General features: G+C 71.9%; 18 protein-coding genes. 9 read left to right on the forward strand and 9 right to left on the reverse strand.

The genetic code is table 11. The features are described 5' to 3' along the window. Positions 1–337 precede the first annotated feature (337 nt). Both ACGF5T_RS20720 and ACGF5T_RS20725 read right to left on the reverse strand, forming a co-directional pair. Positions 338–772, reverse strand: a complete 435-nt coding sequence (locus ACGF5T_RS20720) for a hypothetical protein (RefSeq protein ID WP_356607943.1) — start codon at positions 770–772, stop codon at positions 338–340. Continuing rightward, positions 769–1,410, reverse strand: a complete 642-nt coding sequence (locus tag ACGF5T_RS20725; protein WP_356607941.1) for an ATP-binding protein — start codon at positions 1,408–1,410, stop codon at positions 769–771. The genes ACGF5T_RS20720 and ACGF5T_RS20725 overlap by 4 nt, the downstream gene beginning before the upstream one ends. A 216-nt stretch (positions 1,411–1,626) precedes the next feature. On the opposite strand from ACGF5T_RS20725, the gene ACGF5T_RS20730 reads away from it, so the two are divergent. Both ACGF5T_RS20730 and ACGF5T_RS20735 read left to right on the forward strand, forming a co-directional pair. Then, positions 1,627–2,487, forward strand: a complete 861-nt coding sequence (locus ACGF5T_RS20730) for a helix-turn-helix transcriptional regulator (protein WP_361018477.1) — start codon at positions 1,627–1,629, stop codon at positions 2,485–2,487. Beyond that, on the forward strand, positions 2,488–2,763 hold the full coding sequence (locus ACGF5T_RS20735; RefSeq protein ID WP_356607937.1) for a DUF397 domain-containing protein: 276 nt from the start codon (positions 2,488–2,490) through the stop codon (positions 2,761–2,763). A 110-nt stretch (positions 2,764–2,873) separates the two neighbouring features. Here ACGF5T_RS20735 and ACGF5T_RS20740 read toward each other — a convergent pair whose 3' ends face one another. Together ACGF5T_RS20740 and ACGF5T_RS20745 are read right to left on the reverse strand one after the other, a co-directional pair. Next, the gene (locus ACGF5T_RS20740) at positions 2,874–4,364 is read right to left on the reverse strand and encodes a glutamate synthase subunit beta (protein ID WP_366766220.1); all 1,491 of its coding nucleotides are present in this window, start codon (positions 4,362–4,364) and stop codon (positions 2,874–2,876) included. A 302-nt stretch (positions 4,365–4,666) separates the two neighbouring features. Next, positions 4,667–5,146 (reverse strand): anthrone oxygenase family protein, encoded by a 480-nt coding sequence (locus tag ACGF5T_RS20745; protein WP_366766221.1) that lies wholly within the window; start codon positions 5,144–5,146, stop codon positions 4,667–4,669. A gap of 163 nt (positions 5,147–5,309) precedes the next feature. Between ACGF5T_RS20745 and ACGF5T_RS20750 the strand changes: the two genes are divergently transcribed. Continuing rightward, entirely contained in the window at positions 5,310–5,942 is a 633-nt protein-coding gene (locus ACGF5T_RS20750; protein ID WP_366766222.1) for a uridine kinase, read from the forward strand. Positions 5,943–6,021: 79 nt separating this feature from the next. Further along, the gene (locus ACGF5T_RS20755; protein WP_366766223.1) at positions 6,022–6,465 is read left to right on the forward strand and encodes a PPOX class F420-dependent oxidoreductase; all 444 of its coding nucleotides are present in this window, start codon (positions 6,022–6,024) and stop codon (positions 6,463–6,465) included. A gap of 16 nt (positions 6,466–6,481) precedes the next feature. Here ACGF5T_RS20755 and ACGF5T_RS20760 read toward each other — a convergent pair whose 3' ends face one another. Next, positions 6,482–7,609, reverse strand: coding sequence for a magnesium and cobalt transport protein CorA (locus ACGF5T_RS20760; RefSeq protein WP_356607927.1), 1,128 nt, complete (start codon positions 7,607–7,609; stop codon positions 6,482–6,484). Between the two features lie 283 nt (positions 7,610–7,892). Here ACGF5T_RS20760 and ACGF5T_RS20765 point away from each other — a divergent pair, with 283 nt between their 5' ends. After that, positions 7,893–8,687, forward strand: coding sequence for a methyltransferase domain-containing protein (locus ACGF5T_RS20765; protein ID WP_356607925.1), 795 nt, complete (start codon positions 7,893–7,895; stop codon positions 8,685–8,687). A gap of 176 nt (positions 8,688–8,863) precedes the next feature. On the opposite strand, the gene ACGF5T_RS20770 is transcribed toward ACGF5T_RS20765, so the two are convergent. Continuing rightward, the gene (locus ACGF5T_RS20770; protein ID WP_366766224.1) at positions 8,864–9,781 is read right to left on the reverse strand and encodes a PfkB family carbohydrate kinase; all 918 of its coding nucleotides are present in this window, start codon (positions 9,779–9,781) and stop codon (positions 8,864–8,866) included. Continuing rightward, positions 9,778–10,686: a pseudouridine-5'-phosphate glycosidase gene (locus ACGF5T_RS20775; protein WP_356607921.1), complete on the reverse strand. Its 909-nt coding sequence runs from the start codon at positions 10,684–10,686 to the stop codon at positions 9,778–9,780. The genes ACGF5T_RS20770 and ACGF5T_RS20775 overlap by 4 nt, the downstream gene beginning before the upstream one ends. Positions 10,687–10,807: 121 nt before the next feature. Between ACGF5T_RS20775 and ACGF5T_RS20780 the strand changes: the two genes are divergently transcribed. Beyond that, on the forward strand, positions 10,808–11,236 hold the full coding sequence (locus ACGF5T_RS20780; RefSeq protein ID WP_361018496.1) for a VOC family protein: 429 nt from the start codon (positions 10,808–10,810) through the stop codon (positions 11,234–11,236). A 24-nt stretch (positions 11,237–11,260) separates the two neighbouring features. Here the strand turns inward: ACGF5T_RS20780 and ACGF5T_RS20785 are convergent, their stop codons facing one another. Together ACGF5T_RS20785 and ACGF5T_RS20790 are read right to left on the reverse strand one after the other, a co-directional pair. After that, positions 11,261–11,815: a methylated-DNA--[protein]-cysteine S-methyltransferase gene (locus ACGF5T_RS20785; RefSeq protein WP_366766225.1), complete on the reverse strand. Its 555-nt coding sequence runs from the start codon at positions 11,813–11,815 to the stop codon at positions 11,261–11,263. Positions 11,816–11,895: 80 nt separating this feature from the next. Continuing rightward, complete coding sequence (locus ACGF5T_RS20790) at positions 11,896–12,792, reverse strand: glycerophosphodiester phosphodiesterase family protein (RefSeq protein WP_366766227.1); 897 nt, start codon at positions 12,790–12,792, stop codon at positions 11,896–11,898. Between the two features lie 291 nt (positions 12,793–13,083). Here ACGF5T_RS20790 and ACGF5T_RS20795 point away from each other — a divergent pair, with 291 nt between their 5' ends. From ACGF5T_RS20795 to ACGF5T_RS20805, 3 genes are all read left to right on the forward strand, one after another. Continuing rightward, the gene (locus tag ACGF5T_RS20795) at positions 13,084–13,965 is read left to right on the forward strand and encodes an MHYT domain-containing protein (protein ID WP_356607913.1); all 882 of its coding nucleotides are present in this window, start codon (positions 13,084–13,086) and stop codon (positions 13,963–13,965) included. A 40-nt stretch (positions 13,966–14,005) separates the two neighbouring features. Further along, positions 14,006–16,147, forward strand: a complete 2,142-nt coding sequence (gene uvrB, locus ACGF5T_RS20800; RefSeq protein WP_356607911.1) for an excinuclease ABC subunit UvrB — start codon at positions 14,006–14,008, stop codon at positions 16,145–16,147. A 140-nt stretch (positions 16,148–16,287) separates the two neighbouring features. Next, positions 16,288–16,866: a TerD family protein gene (locus ACGF5T_RS20805; RefSeq protein WP_356607909.1), complete on the forward strand. Its 579-nt coding sequence runs from the start codon at positions 16,288–16,290 to the stop codon at positions 16,864–16,866. Positions 16,867–16,915 lie beyond the last annotated feature (49 nt).

The raw sequence follows: 16,915 nt of genomic DNA on the forward strand, positions 1-16,915 counted from the left end.
TGCCGCCCTTCCTGCGCACCGTCGGCCTCCCCCGATTGTGGACGGACGGCCACTATCGCCGGGCGGGGTGCCTGCGGGCAGGGCGCGAGCCGGGGAGGCCGGGGCGCGCGGGCGCACACGCGGCCGGAGGATGCCGGAAAGGGGCGCGCGGGATGAGGCCGGGAAGCGCGGAGGTGCGATGAGGCGCGGTGGCGCGGGAGGGCGTGGCGGTGCGGTGGCGCCGTGCGGCGGAGGGTGTGGTGCGGGAGGGGCGTTGCCGGTGGGAGTGTCGTGCGCAGGTGTGGTGATGGGGGCGGGCGCGGTGGTGCGGGGTGGTACGGGAGGCCGCCGTGGCTCCCTACGCGGTCACCGGACGCGACCACGTCGGCGTCGTGTTCGTCAGCCGGCACAGCGCGAGGTAGAGCGGGATGGGCGGGGTGTAGGGGACGGTGCCGTCCGGGCGGTGGATGAGGCCGGGGACGCTCGGGACGTCGGGGACGACCGCGCCGGTGGCGTACCGAGCGGGCGCGGGCCACTCCAGGGCGTAGTCGGAGTCGGACGGGACGATCCACCACCAGTGCGCGGCGTCGGCGTAGACGCAGCCCACGCGTGGCAGCCTGGGGAGCACCAGGGGGCCGAGGCGGGCGGGCACCGCCACCGCGTCGCAGCCGAGCGGGGCCGTCATGCCGTCCGGCACGGGCAGCCGCCGGGGTGTCCCGGGGGCGTGCAGTCCGCGCTGGAGGCGGACCAGTGTGTCCAGACCGATGGGTCGGATACCGGACGCAGCCCTCATAGCCATTCGGTCCCCGTTCCGCGGCGCGCCTCTTGCCGGCGTCCCTCCGCCTCGCCGTCGTCGCCCGTGCCGTCGGCGGGGCCGGGCTTCGGGCGGGCGCCCCAGCCCAGGTCGTTGTGGGGCTCCGACGGGTCGCGCGGCCCGTCGGCCTTGCGCGGCAGCTCGGCCCAGACCAGCAGGCCGGGGCCGTGCTCGTGGGCGCCCCAGGCATCGCACAGGGCGTCGACGAGGAGCAGCCCCCTGCCGTGCTCGTCCTCCGGCTGCTGATCGGCCGAGGGGCGGGGCCGGCCCGGGGCGCAGCCCTCGTCGCGCACGGCTATGCGGACCAGGTCGGCGCCGTCGTGCAGCTCGCACACTATGTGTCTGCTCGCGGTGTGCACGATCGCGTTGGTCACCAGCTCGGAGACCACCAGGGCCGCGGTGTCGCAGGTGTCCTCGCACACCGACCAGCCGTTCAGCCGAGCGCGCGTCAGGCGTCTGGCCTGCGCGGGAGAGCCCGGATGTGCGGCCAGCTCGAAGCGGAACCGGCGCGGGGCGGCGGCGGTTCCCGAGGGGCCGGCTCCCATGGCGGCACCGAGGCCCAGGGAGCCCGCGGTGGCGTCTGTTCCTAAGGGCGCGGACGGAATCACGCTTGCCACTATCGCCCCGCCGTGAACACTTGGCAAGTGTCACTCTGAAAAATGCAGAGTGCTGTGTGACGGTCTGGACGGCCGTGGCACACTGCTCGCAACAGCACGTCGAGCGGCGCCACTTCAGATCAGCGAAGGTCTGCCCAGACCTTCGAAAGGGTCTTCGAATGGCGCCGCCGGGCTGTCCGCACGTGGATTTTTTCGGGACTCTTCAGGAGGTGGGCGGTGAGCGAGCCGCGGTCAGCGCCTACGGTCGGCCAGGTCGTTCTCGGCCGACGCCTGCTGGACCTGCGGGAACGCGCCGGTCTCAAGCGTGAGGAGGCCGCCCGCATCCTGCGGGTCGCCCCGGCCACCGTCCGCCGCATGGAGATGGCCGAGGTCGCCCTCAAGATCCCGTACCTCCAGCTCCTGCTGAAGGCCTATGGCATCGGCGACGAGGAGGCCGACGCCTTCGTCCGGCTGGCCGAGGACGCCAACAAGCCCGGGTGGTGGCAGCGCTTCCACGACATCCTGCCGGGCTGGTTCTCCATGTACGTGAGCCTGGAGGGCGCGGCCGCCCTGATCCGCTCCTACGAGCCCCACTTCGTCCCCGGACTGCTGCAGACCGAGGACTACGCGCGCGGAGTGCTCCGCTCGGGAGCCATCGGGCAGACCCGGCCCGACGACATCGAGCGCCATGTCGACCTGCGCATGCGACGCCAGGAACTGCTCACCCGCGACGACGCGCCCAGGCTGTGGGTCGTGATGGACGAGACCGCGCTGCGTCGCCCCGTGGGGGGCCCGGAGGTGATGCGTGCCCAGATCGACAAGCTGCTCGAGGCCACGAAGCTGCCCAATGTGACCTTGCAGGTCGCCCCGTTCTCCAACGGGCCGCACCCGGGCACCTACGGGCCCTTCGTGCTGTTCCGATTCGCCGTGCCGGAACTCCCGGACATGGTCTACAGCGAGTACATGACCGGCGCCGTCTACCTCGACGCGCGCCCCGAGGTGGCGACCCACCTTGAGGTCATGGACCGCATGGCGGCGCAGGCCGCCACGGCACATCGCACGAAGGAGATCCTCCGGGATCTCCGCAAGGAGCTGTGAATGAATCGCATCGAGCCCCAGCGCTCGCCACGGACCCGCGGCGAGCGGATCTACAACGGCATGCCCGCCCGTGATCTGGGCAGCGAGGGCTGGCACAAGCCGTGGAGCGGCGGCAACGGCGGCAACTGCCTGGAAGCGATGAAGCTCTCCGACGGCCGCATCGCGGTCCGGCAGTCCACCGATCCCGACGGTCCCGCGCTGATCTACACGTCCGCCGAGATGACGGCCTTCATCGAGGGAGCGAAGGCGGGAGAGGCGGACTTCCTGCTGTCCTGAGACGCGCACTCTGTTGATGCTTCTTTTTTAAACTGCTTGGCACCTGATCGACCACCTGACATCAGGAGGAACGAGGGACAACCGATGGACCGCCCGGGCGGCGGGCGCGCTCAGGCCGTCATCGGCCGGTCGTACGGACCGACCGGTGACGGAAGCCGGGTGGCGCCGCCCGACAGGTGCCGGTCGACGGCCGCCGCCACCGCCCGTCCCTCCGCGATCGCCCACACGACGAGCGACTGCCCGCGAGCCGCGTCCCCGGCGGCGAAGACGCCCGGCACGTTCGTCGCGAAGTCCCGGTCCCGGGCGATCGTGCCGCGGGACTCCAGCGCCAACCCCAGCCCGTCCACGAGCCCGTCCTTTCGCCCGGGTCCCGAGAAGCCGAGGGCGAGGAGGACGAGGTCGGCGGGGAGCGATCGCTCGGTACCGGCCAGCGGACGGCGCCCGGCGTCCACTCCGACCAGCCGCAGTGAGCGCACACGACCCTCCGCGTCGCCGGCGAAGCGGAGTGTGGACGCCGCGAACAGCCTGGCGTCCGCGTCCGCCGCCGGTGCGGACCGCAGGTCACGCGCCTCCTCGTGCGCGGCCGACAGCCGGTACAGCCTCGGATGCGTCGGCCAGGGCTCGGTCTCCTCGTCCCGCGCCGCACCCGGTTGCTCGTAGATGTCGAGCTGCGTCACGGACGCGGCTCCTTCCCGGACCGCCGTGCCGAGGCAGTCCGCGCCCGTGTCACCACCGCCCACGATGACCACGTGCTTCCCGGCGGCGGACAGCGGGGAGCGCTCCAGGTCGCCCTCGCACACCCGATTGGCCAGCGGCAGGTACTCCATCGCCTGGTGGATGCCGTCCAGCTCCCGGCCGGGCACGGGCAGTTCGCGCCAGGCGGTCGCCCCGACGGCGATCACCAAGGCGTCGTACCGGGTCCGCAGCTCGTCGGCGGCCACGTCCCGTCCGACCGTCGTCGACGCGCGGAACCTGGTGCCCTCGGTCCGCATCTGGTCGATACGCCGCTCCAGATGGTGCTTCTCCATCTTGAATCCGGGGATGCCGTAGCGCAGCAGCCCGCCGATCCGGTCGTCCCGCTCGTAGACGGCGACGGTGTGTCCGGCGCGGGTCAGCTGCTGCGCCGCCGCCAGTCCGGCGGGTCCCGACCCGATCACCGCCACCGTCCTCCCGGACAACCGGTCCGGTGGGCACGGCGGGGTGAGGCCCTCCGCCCAGGCCCTGTCGGCGATCGCGCACTCGACGTTCTTGATGGTGACGGCCGGCTGGTTGATGGCGAGCACACAACCCGATTCGCACGGTGCGGGGCACAACCGGCCGGTGAACTCGGGGAAGTTGTTCGTGGCGTGCAGCCGCTCGCTCGCCGCCCGCCAGTCCGACCGGGCGACCAGGTCGTTCCACTCCGGGATCAGGTTCCCGAGCGGGCAGGCCTCGTGGCAGAACGGAACGCCGCAGTCCATGCAGCGGTCGGCCTGGGCACCGACGATCGGCAGCAGCGCACCGGGGACGTACACCTCGTCCCAGTCCCGGACCCGCTCCTCGGCCGGCCTGCGGGGCCACTCCTCGCGGGGTGTGGTCAGAAAACCCTTGGGATCGGCCATGGCCGTCGTTCCTTGCTCACCGGTTGGCTGGCCGTGCGCGCCGTCGTGCGGCGTCCTTCCGCCCCACGATACGTCCCGCCGCCCCCGGCCGCAGGCCGCCCGAGCCCCTCCGTCACGGCGCACCCCGCCCGGCGCACCCCGCTCACCTCGCGTCGGTGTCACGACCGGTGGGACGCGTGCCGTCCTGTGCCGTGGCCGGGGTCCGGTCGCGGCGCACACCCCTTTCGCGGTCGGTGTTCCGGTCCGCGCGGCCCGGTTGCCTCGTGCCGGCGCCGCCGGCTTCGTGGATCCCGGCCGCGTGCTCAGGTGAGGGCCAGCACGTACGCCACCGCCGCCGCCGCTGAGGCGCCCGTGCGGACGTGATTCCACGCCGTCCACTCACGCACGTACACGGGCCACTGGCCGGCCGCCTCCGCGGTGCCGGGATCCAGCCGGAGCAGCGCCGTGTTGCGCGGCACGTTGGCGGCCGCCGTGACCCCGAACGACCCGGCCAGATACAGCGTGCTGCCCAGCAGCAGCTCCACCGCGGCTCCCTCCGGCCACAGCACGAACGTCACCACGGCGATCACCGCGGCCAGCCCCGCCGTCCCCAGGAACAGCAGCATGAAGGCCGGGCGCACCGCCGCCCTGTTGACCGCGTTCATCGCGGCGACTCCCTGTGCGGGCGGCAGCGCGGCGAGCCCCCGCATCACGAAGGCGGAGAAGGCGTAGAAGGCGCCGGCCGTCATACCGGTCCCGAGCGCACCCAGCACCGTCAGCACGAAGTACGGTCCCTCGGTCATGTCCTGTCAGCTCCCACCCGTCGAGTCGTTGTCCGTCCGGCACCGCCGGCCGTCGATCACCCCAGTCAATCTCCGCCCGGGCGGCGCCGGCCATGGCCGAGCGGCGCGTGCGCATGCGCGGGCGTCCAGGCGGGGGGACCGGCGGCTGACGCATCATGGGCGGGTGCGACTGGAAGCGATCACCTGGGACAGGCTCGGCGACCTGCTCGCCGAGCGCGTGCTCGACCTCGCGCCCGCCGACGGATCCGCCTGGCCGCGTGTCGCCTTCGACGGCGCGCCGGCCGCCCGCCCCGGCGACCTCGCCGAGCGGGTCTCCGAGGCGCTGCGCGTCCGCGGCCGCCCCGCCCTCGTCGTCGGCACGCAGGGCTTCCTGCGCCCCGCCTCGCTGCGCCTGGAGCACGGACGTCAGGACGTCGAGTCCTACTACAGCGGCTGGCACGACACCGGTGCCCTCTGGCGCGAGGTCTTCGACCCGCTCGGGCCCGGCGGTGACGGGCGCGTCCTGCCCGACCTGTGGGACCCGGTCACCGACCGTGCCACCCGCAGCCCCTATGCCACCCTGCCGCCCGGCGGGGCGCTGCTGCTGCACGGGCCCTTCCTGCTGCACCACTGGTTCCCCCTCGACCTGAGCGTCCACGTGGTCCTCGGTCCCGGCGCCCTGCGCCGTCGCACCCCCGAGGCCGAGCAGTGGACCCTGCCCGCCTTCGAGCGCTACGAGGAGGAGACCGATCCCTCCGGCACCGCCGACGTCTTGGTGCGCGCCGACGATCCACGCCATCCCGCCTGGAGCGGCTGACGCGCCCGGCCGGCACAGCCCTGCACTCCGTGCACTCCAACTCCTTTTATATGCGCGCGCATACAACTACGCTGTCGCCATGACGATCTCCTCCGGCGCTGCCGCCGATGCCACCGCTGCCCGTACCTCCACGCTCTCCTTCGACGAACCGGTCCGTGCCCTGCTGGACGGCAGGAACTTCGCCTCCGTCGCCACGCTCGGTCCCGACGGCGCCCCGCAGAACTCCGTGGTGTGGATCAAACGCGAGGGGGACACCGTGCTCTTCTCCTCCGTGGACGCACGCCAGAAGGTGCGCAACCTCCGCCGGGACCCACGGATCAGCCTGTCCGTCTACGACCTCGCCGACCCGTACACCTCCGTGGAGATCCGCGGCACCGCCGAGATCGTCCCCGACGGCGAGAAGTGGCTTCCGCGCGAGCTCTCTCACAAGTACCTCGGCATCGATCCGCCCGCGGAGAAGGAGGAGGAGACGCGCGTCATCATCCGTGTCGTGCCGCGGAGGATCGTGGGCTTCTCGGTCTGAGCGGGCCCCACCGACCTCAGAGCCAGCCGCTGCGCCGGAAGCCCCGGTGGAGTGCCAGGCAGGCGGCGGCTATCACACCGATGACCAGACCGTAGCCGTACCGCCAGTGCAGTTCCGGCATGTGGTCGAAGTTCATGCCGTACACACCGCACACCATGGTGGGTACCGCGATGATCGCGGCCCAGGCGGTGATCTTCCGCATGTCCTCGTTCTGCGCGACCGTCACGCGGGCGAGGTGCGCCTGGAGGATGGAGTTGAGCAGTTCGTCGAAGGCCGCGATCTGCTCGGTGGCTCGCAGCAGATGGTCGGCGACGTCTCGGAAGTAGGCCTGTATCTCCGGACGGACCACGCGGGAGGGGCGTACGGCCAGCTCCTCCAGCGGCCGGCCGAGCGGCACCACGGCCCGCCTCAGTTCGAGGAGTTCGCGCTTGAGCTGGTAGATCCGGCCCGGATCGACCCGGGCGCCGTGCTCCGCGAACACCTCCGTCTCGACATGGTCGACGTCCGCCTGGAACGCCTCGATGACACTGAGGAAGTCGTCCACCACATGGTCCGCGATCGCGTGCAGCACCGTGGACGGGCCCTTGGCGAGCTGTGCGGGATCGGCCTCCAGCCCTTCCCGCAGGGGCCCGAGGGAGCCGTGCATCCCGTGCCGCACGGTGATCACGAAGTCCTGGCCGACGAAGACCATGATCTCGCCGGTGCTCACCACCTCGCTGGTGGCCGTGAGTTCCTCGTGCTCCACGTAGCAGACCGTCTTGAACACGGCGAAGAGCGTCTCCCCGTACCGCTCCACCTTGGGGCGTTGATGAGCCTCGATGGCATCCTCGACCGCCAGCGGATGCAGGTCGAAGAGCTCCGCGACGCCCGCGAACTCCTGGTCCGTCGGCTCGTGCAGCCCCAGCCAGACGAATCCGGCCCCCCGCTTGCGCATGCGCGTCACGGCCTCGACCGGGTCACCGCCCTCGGGGGTGCGGACACCGTCCCGGTACGTCACGCAGTTCACCACCGAGGAACCCAGCGGGGAGCGGGCGGGATGGCTCAGGTCCACACGCGGGCGACGCCGCGCCAGCCGCGCCACCTTGCGCAGACCACCGACCCTCCCCAGCCCCGTGACCTTCCGTAGATTCCCTGCCATCGTCATCCGCGTCCCCCTCGCGTCGGTCCGCTCGCGCCATGCCTTCCCGCGCCTTGATGCGCCAGTTTGCCAGGCCGGCGGGAGCGGCGGACGCGCCTGTGGAAGGGGAGCATTCCGCTTTGTTCCCGGCTGTGGACAGGCGGTTCGCACCGCGCCGGGGCCGGCCCCGGCCCGGCTGGCCCGAGCCCGGCCCGGCCCCGGCCCGGGCGGGCCCGCTGCCGGCCCGGAGGGACGCCGCGTCGGAGCGTCGACCGCTTCCGGCAGACCGGACAACTGGGATGATCGGCGCATGACGCGAGCCGACGGATACCTTCTCGACAACCGGCAGGCCGAGGCGGCGGAGCGCTTCGACGCCTTCGCCACCCTCTTCGACCCGACGACGTTCCGGCATCTCCAGGCGCTCGGCGTCGGTCCCGGCTGGCGGTGCTGGGAAGCCGGAGCCGGCGGCACCTCGGTGGTGTCCTGGCTGGCCAAGAAGGTGGGACCGACCGGCCGGGTCCTCGCGACCGACATCGACACCTCGAGGGTCGCTCCGGCCGGCCGGCCGCCGGTCGAGGTGCGCGTCCACGACGTGGGCGCGGAGGAGCCGCCGGGGGAGGGCTTCGACCTGGTGCACGCCCGGCTCGTCCTCGTGCACGTCCCGGACCGGGAACACGCGTTGCGGTCCATGATCGCGGCCCTTCGTCCCGGCGGCCGGCTCCTGATCGAGGACGCCGACCCCGCTCTGCAGCCCCTGATCTGCCCCGACGAGTACGGCCCCGAGCAGCAGCTGGCCAACCGGCTGCGGCACGGCTTCCGCCACCTGCTGACCCGACGCGGCGCCGACCTCTCCTACGGCCGACGCCTCCCCCGCCTGCTCCGGGAGGCCGGGTTGCGCCGTGTGGAGGCCGACGCCTACTTCCCGGTCACCTCGCCCGCGTGCGCCGCCCTCGAATCGGCGACGATCCGTCAGGTCCGCGACCAACTGGTCGGCGCCGGGGTGGCCACGCACGAGGACATCGACCGTCACCTCGCGAACGTCGCCTCCGGCACCATGGACCTCGCGACGGCCCCGATGATCTCGGCGTGGGGACGCAAGGCGTAGGCGGACACGGCCCCGGGCCCACCGCCCCCCGTCCCCGGCCGACGTGGAGGGAAGCACCGCGGACCGGCCGGTTCCGGGCGCGGAGCCGTCCGGCCGACCGGCACCGTGCCCACGGGCGAGGAGGTGCCGACGGCCCACAGCCGTCTCCGTGTCCCCGGCTCCTGGCGCGCAGGCCGTCACTCCGACGACCGCGGAGGTCTGGCGCCCACCCGTGCGATCGCCTCGGCACCCGCCCGGCACCCCGCGGCGGCAGCCTCCTCGGCCCCCGCACCGGCGATCAGGGCCGCGAGGAAGGCGCCGGTGAACGCGTCGCCGGCGCCGGTACTGTCCCGCGGCGACGCGGGCGCGGCGGGGACGCGCGCACACACGACGCCGGACCGGGCGACCAAGGCCCCCTCCGCGCCCTGCTTGACGATCACCGAAGGCACGTGCCGGCTGAGCTTCGCCGCCGCGTCGGCCGCGCCCGAGACCCCGGTGAGCAGGCACGCCTCGTCGCGGCTCGGCAGCAGCACCTCCACGCCCTCGACCAGGCCGAGGAAGCGGTCGACGCCCAGCGTGGAGAGGAACCCCGCCGACGCCGGATCGAGGCTGACCGGCACCCCCCGCGCGCGTGCCGCGGTCAGGGCGACCGACACCAGGGCGCGGCCCGACTCGGAGAACAGGAGGTAACCCGACAGGTGCAGCCGGGTCACGTCGTCGAGCAGCGCGTCCGACCAGTCGTCAGGGCCGATCCGCAGCGACGCCCCGCTGTCCGTGAGGAACGTCCGCTCGGCCGCGGCGCCCAGGTCGACGAGACAGATCACCGTACTCGTCGGCGCCGCCGCGTCGACGACGAGGAGGGGCCGCACCCCCCGGGCCACCAGTTCCCGCTCGTGCCAGACCGCCGCGTCGGTGCCCACCCGCCCCAGCAGCCGTACGTCCCCGCAGCCTCCGTACGCGGCCCAGCACGCCACATTGGCACCCGCGCCACCGGGCAGCCGGTGGATCGAGGCGGCCGTGTCCGTGCCGACGGCCAGCGGCCCCCGGTGCCGGGCGACGATGTCGGTGACGACGTCGCCGACGACCAGCAGAGCGCCGCCGTGCCCCGCGGTCATGCTCGCGCCCACGCCGCCGCGATGCGTGCCGCCAGGCGTACGTTTCCGCGTACCGCCGCCAGGTTGGCGTTCAGCGAGGCGCCGTCCGTGTGCCGTACCAGGTGGTCGAGGAGGAAGGGGGTCACCGCCTGGCCCGTGACCCCCTCCCGCTCGCACGCGTCCAGCGCTTCGGCCAGCACCCGCGCGTGCAGCACGGGGTCGAGCTGCGCCTCCTCGGGGACGGGGTTGGCGACCACGAGCGCGGACCGCGGCCCGCCGAGCGTGTCCTGTGCCCGCATGACCGCCGCCACCTGCTCCGGGTCGTCCAGCGTCCAGTCCACCGGATGCCCCGAGTCGGCCAGGTAGAAGCCGGGGAAGCGGTCGGTGCCGTACCCGGCCACCGCGACCCCCAGCGTCTCCAGCCGCTGCAGGGTCGCCGGTACGTCCAGAATGGACTTCACGCCCGCGCAGACCACCGTGATCCGGGTACGGGCCAGCAGACCCAGGTCTGCCGACTCGTCCTGCGTCGCCGTCCACTGGCGGTGAACACCGCCGAGCCCACCGGTCGCGAAGACCCGCACGCCCGCCAGCGCGGCCAGCAGGGCGGTCGCCGACACGGTGGTCGCCCCGCTCGCGCCGGTCGCCACCGCCAGGGGCAGATCACGGTGGCCGAGCTTGCGGATGCCGTCCTCGTTCGCGACGCGCTCCAGCTGCTCCTTGTCGAGGCCCACGTGCGGCCGTCCGTCCAGCACGGCGATGGTCGCCGGTATGGCGCCCTCCCGGCGTACCGCCTCCTCCAGCTCCCGTGCCACCAGCAGATTGCGCGGGCGCGGCAGCCCGTGCGCGATGATCGTGGACTCCAGGGCCACCACGGGACGACGCGCGTCGATCGCCGCCCGTACCTCCTCCGACACCACCAGCACCACGGGTCCGCCTCCTGTCCGTCGGTTTCCTCTCATCCCTGGCGGGCCGGGGACCGGGCCAAACCCTTCGCGCTCCCCGGGCGGGCCCTTGCGGCCCTCACGCAGGAGCACCAGCCTGGACACCATGACGGACCACACGACACGTCTCGACCATGTCGTCCTCTGGGTGCGCGACCCGATCGCCGCGGCCGGCTTCTACGAGAAGACCCTCGGTACGCAGCCGCTGCGCGTCACCGAGTACGCCGCGGGGACCGTGAGCTTCCCCTCCGTGCGCCTCAACGACGAGACCATCCTCGATCTGGCGCCGCACTCACTGGCGGATCGCATGAGGATGGTCCCCGGTGCCGACAGCAGCGCGGGCCATCCCGTCAACCACATCTGCCTGGCATTGTCACCCCACGACTTCGAGGCACTGCGCGCCCGCCTGGAGGAGCAGGCGGTTCCGGTCTCGGAACTCTCCTACGACTCCTACGGCGCGCGCGGCCCGGCCCGGCGCAGCTTCTACTTCGGGGACCCGGACGGCAACATCATCGAGGCACGGCACTACGAGTAACCCGACGCCCCTTGCGGGCGGAGCTCAGAACAGCGGCTCGGGCAGCACGCCCTCCAGGGCGAGAAGCTGCCGCTTGGTGTCCACACCGCCCCCGAACCCGCCGATGCGGCCGCCGCTCTCGACGACCCGGTGACACGGCACCACGACCGGCAGCGGATTGGCTCCCATGGCCATGCCCACCGCCTGGGCCGCAGCCGGCTGCCCCACCCGGCTCGCCAGATCGCCGTAGCCGACGACCGAGCCGTAGGGCACGCCGGAGGCCAGCTCGCGCAGCACCTCCCGGTTGAAGCCCGAGATCAACGACCAGTCCAGCGGCAGGTCGAAGTCACGTCGCGTGCCCGCGAGATACGCCGTCATCTGCCGTATCGCCTCGGCCAGCAGTGGGGAACCGGGCGCCTCGACGGGGTCCGCGCCCAGGCGCGCCGCGAGCCGTTCGAGCGCCCGCTCACGCGTGGTCCCGGTGGCGTGGAACGCGACGTTGACCAGACCTTCGGGGGTGGCGGCCAGCAGCAGCGGGCCGATGCCGGTGTCGACGACGGTCCACACGACCTGCTGCGCGTACTGCCCATGGCTCTCCATGCGCCCACCGTACGGCCGGCCACTGACAGCGCCCGGAGCCTCGGGGACGAGGACGCCCCGCGGCCCCGGGCCGGGCGGGATCACCGGAGGACGGAGGCCTCCGCCTCGCCCACGGCCTCCCGCACCACGTCGGGCCTGTTCGTGATGATGCCGTCGACGCCGTACCCCGCGACCAGCCGGGCGGTGTCCGCGGCGTCGACCGTCCAGGTGAGGACCTCCATCGGCCGGCCGTGCGGCCCCGTGAACGCGTGGACGGACGAGACGTAGCTCATGGACAGCGAGCCGTAGGACGGGTTGATCTGGTCGGTGAACTCCGCGTACTCGGGCAGGTCCGACACAGGAGGTGTGCCGAGGAACCCGGTCTTCACGGTGGGCTTGAGGTCGTGGACGGTGCGGATGCTGTCGGCGTCGAAGCTCTGCACGACCAGGCGCCCGGCCACGTGGTGCCGGTCGAGCCAGCCCTCGTTGGCGAGCACCTTGAGTGTCTGCTGCTCGATGCCCGGGTACAGGTCCGGGCTCTTCAGCTCCAGCAGCAGTTTCTGGTGGTGGTGCTCCAGGCGGTCCACGAACTGCTGCAGGGTCGGCACCCGCGCCCCCGCGTACTCGGGGCCGAACCAGCTGCCGGCGTCCAGTCGCGCGATCTCGGCGGCGGTGAAGTCCCTCACGTTCCAGGGGGCCCGGTCGGGGAACACCTCCTCCACGTCGGTCGTGCGCCGCAGGCTGTTGTCGTGGAGGACGACGAGCGCGCCGTCCCTGGTGCGCTGGACGTCGTTCTCCACCCAGCGGATGCCCAGCTCGGCCGCCTTGTCGACGGCGGCCAGGGTGTTCTCCGGCGCATACCCGGAGGCGCCCCTGTGGGCGATCACCGAGGGCCCGTCGGCGTCATCACTGTGGGCGGCTCGGGCGTGAGAGAGGGGGGCGATCAGGGCGACCCCCAGGAGCGCGGTGGTCGTGACGGCAACTGCGCGCGCGTGCATGCGTACTCCTCGCGTCGAGCGATCACGGACAGCATCACTGTGACACCGGAGCGTCAACGGGAGAGGGGTGCAGAATGGCCACAGGCTGAATGGAGTCGCTCAACTCCGCTCACCGGGACCGCACAAGTGGGGCGGGCCCGTGTTTCTTTGCCGGAGAATCGTTCGACCATTCCGGTGGGAGTCATACTCTCTGCACTCGACCCTGATCGTTCGCGCGGTCCCGGGAGGGGCGCACATCAGGACATCCGGGGCACGACCCCGGGGCGTAAGAAGGCGGAAGGGCAGCCGCACATGCAAGGCACGGTCGACGGATTCAACTACGGACTCGTCACACCGCTGGTGGCCTACCTCATGGCCTGCCTCGGCGGTGCCCTCGGGCTGCGCTGCACCACGAGGTCCATGAGGGTCACCCGGTCCTGGCGCCCCGGGTGGCTCGCGCTCGGCTCGGCGGCGATCGGCTCCGGCATCTGGACGATGCACTTCATCGCGATGATGGGGTTCACGATCGACCGCACGCCGATCCGCTACGACTGGCTGATGACCTTCGCCAGCCTGGCCGTCGCCATCGTCATGGTGGGCATCGGGATCTTCATCGTCGGATACCGGGGGGCGCGCGGGACGGCCCTGTTCACCGGCGGCACCATCACGGGCCTGGGCATCGCCTCGATGCACTACCTGGGAATGGCCGGCATGCGCCTGGACGGGCAGCTGACGTACAACACCTTCACCGTCGCCGTGTCCGTCGCCATAGCCATGGCCGCCGCCACGGCCGCCCTGTGGGCGGCCGGACAGGTCCGGGGGTTCCTGTGGAGCGTGGGGGCCAGCCTGGTCATGGGGCTGGCCGTCACCGGCATGCACTACACCGGCATGGCCGCCCTGGAGGTCCACGTCCACGGCACGACCGATCCGGCCTCCGGCGGATCGCCCGCCGAACTGCTGGCCCCCATGCTGATCGGGCCCCTCGCCTTCCTCCTGCTCGCCGGCGTCGTGGTGATGTTCGACCCGCTGATGGTCACGGGGCAGCCCGCCGACGTCCCGCTGGACCGGAAACCGGGCGTCCCCGCCCACACCGAGCCGCCGCACAGGACCCGTCACCCCGCGGCCCACCACACCCCGCACCACACCCGCCGCACCCTCGTCCACCGACGCTCCCGCACCCCGCAGAACCGCTGATCCCGACCCGTTGTCAGTGCGGGGTCGTACGGTGGAACCCATGCGGCCCGTCTCTCACATCGAACGCACGGTGGCGCCCTTCGAGGTCGTCAGCCCCTACCAGCCGAACGGCGACCAGCCGGCGGCCATCGCCGAGCTGGCCCGGCGTGTCCAGGCCGGCGAGAAGGACGTCGTCCTGCTCGGCGCCACCGGTACCGGAAAGTCCGCCACCACCGCGTGGATGATCGAGAAGCTCCAGCGCCCGACCCTGGTGATGGCGCCGAACAAGACGCTGGCCGCCCAGCTGGCGAACGAGTTCCGCGAGCTCCTGCCGAACAACGCCGTCGAGTACTTCGTCTCGTACTACGACTACTACCAGCCCGAGGCCTACGTCCCGCAGTCGGACACCTACATCGAGAAGGACTCCTCGATCAACGAGGAGGTCGAGCGGCTGCGCCACTCCGCGACCAACTCGCTGCTCACCCGCCGTGACGTCGTCGTGGTCGCCTCCGTCTCCTGCATCTACGGTCTGGGCACCCCGCAGGAGTACGTGGACCGCATGGTCCCGCTCCGGGTCGGCGAGGAGCACGACCGGGACGAGCTGCTGCGCCGCTTCGTGGACATCCAGTACACGCGCAACGACATGGCCTTCACCCGGGGCACCTTCCGGGTGCGCGGCGACACCATCGAGATCTTCCCGGTCTACGAGGAGCTCGCCGTCCGTATCGAGATGTTCGGCGACGAGATCGAGGCCCTCTCCACGCTCCACCCGGTCACCGGCGAGATCATCAGCGACGACCAGCACCTGTACGTCTTCCCGGCCTCCCACTACGTCGCAGGCCCCGAGCGCCTGGAGCGGGCCGTCAACGACATCGAGAAGGAGCTCACGGAGCGACTGACCGAGCTGGAGCAGCAGGGCAAGCTCCTGGAGGCCCAGCGCCTGCGCATGCGCACCACGTACGACATCGAGATGCTCCGCCAGATCGGCTCCTGCTCCGGCGTCGAGAACTACTCGATGCACTTCGACGGCCGCCTGCCCGGCTCCCCGCCGAACACCCTGCTGGACTACTTCCCGGACGACTTCCTGCTCGTCATCGACGAGTCGCACGTCACCGTCCCGCAGATCGGCGCCATGTACGAGGGCGACGCCTCCCGGAAGCGGACCCTGGTCGACCACGGCTTCCGGCTGCCCTCCGCCCTCGACAACCGGCCGCTGAAGTGGGAGGAGTTCCAGGGGCGCGTCGGGCAGACCGTCTACCTGTCGGCCACCCCGGGCACCTACGAGCTCTCCCGTTCGGACGGCGCCGTCGAACAGATCATCCGGCCCACCGGCCTCGTCGACCCGCAGGTCGTCGTCAAGCCCACCGAGGGCCAGATCGACGACCTCGTGCACGAGATCCGCCAGCGGACCGAGAAGGACGAACGCGTCCTGGTCACCACGCTCACCAAGAAGATGGCCGAGGACCTCACCGACTACTTCCTGGAACTCGGCATCCAGGTCCGCTATCTGCACAGTGACGTCGACACGCTGCGCCGCGTGGAACTCCTGCGCGAGCTGCGCGCCGGTGAGTACGACGTCCTGGTCGGCATCAACCTCCTGCGCGAGGGCCTCGACCTGCCCGAGGTCTCCCTGGTGGCGATCCTCGACGCCGACAAGGAGGGCTTCCTGCGCTCCGGCACGTCCCTGATCCAGACCATCGGCCGCGCGGCGCGCAACGTGTCCGGCCAGGTCCACATGTACGCCGACAAGATCACGCCGGCGATGGAGAGGGCGATCGACGAGACCAATCGCCGCCGCGAGAAGCAGATCGCGTTCAACAAGGCGAACGGCATCGACCCGCAGCCGCTCCGCAAGAAGATCAACGACATCGTCGCGCAGATCGCCCGGGAGGACATCGACACCGAGCAACTGCTCGGCTCGGGCTACCGCCAGTCGAAGGACGGCAAGGGCGCCAAGGCACCCGTCCCCGCCCTCGGCGGCCACGCGGCGGCCGCTACGAAGGCCAAGGGCAAGGGCAGGAGCAAGGAGACGGCGGTGACCGACCGCCCCGCGGCGGAGCTCGCCGGGCAGATCGAGGACCTCACGACCCGTATGCGGGCGGCCGCCGCGGACCTCCAGTTCGAGATCGCGGCCCGACTGCGCGACGAGGTCTCCGAGATGAAGAAGGAACTGCGTCAGATGAAGGAGGCCGGTCTGGCCTGACGGCCCGCCCGACACGCACTGTGTTGCAAGACCGACACAAAGTGCGTTCCCGGGTGGGGCACTGTCAGTGCCCCTGCGTAGGCTTCTGGCCAACCGCGGGCGCCGCGGCAACAGGGGACAGTCCGAGAGGGGATCAGCGCGTGACCGTCAATATGACCAAGGGTCAGGCCATCAGTCTGCAGAAGAACGACGGCGGCAGCCTGACGTCGGTGCGCATGGGTCTCGGCTGGCAGGCGGCTCCCCGGCGCGGCCTGTTCGGCTCGCGCACCAGGGAGATCGACCTGGACGCCTCCGCCATCCTGTTCGCCGACAAGCAGCCCGTCGACGTCGTCTTCTTCCGCCACCTGGTGAGCGACGACGGCTCCGTGCGGCACACCGGGGACAACCTCGTCGGAGGCGTCGGCCAGGGCGGGGACGACGAGGCGATCCTCGTCGACCTGCAGCGCGTCCCGGTCCACATCGACCAGATCGTCTTCACCGTGAACAGCTTCACGGGCCAGACCTTCCAGGAAGTGCAGAACGCCTTCTGTCGCCTGGTCGACGAGACCAACGGCCAGGAGCTCGCCCGCTACACGCTGGCCGGCGGCGGCGCCTACACGGCCCAGATCATGGCCAAGGTGCACCGGGCGGGCCAGGGCTGGGCGATGACCGCCATCGGTTCCCCGGCCAACGGCCGCACCTTCCAGGACCTGATGCCGGCCGTCCTGCCGGTTCTCTAGCAGCCGGCACGGACCGGCGGGCCCGGCAGGCGGGGCGGGCGGACGCCGG

Source organism: Streptomyces sp. NPDC047853 (assembly GCF_043204535.1).
Lineage (GTDB): Bacteria > Actinomycetota > Actinomycetes > Streptomycetales > Streptomycetaceae > Streptomyces.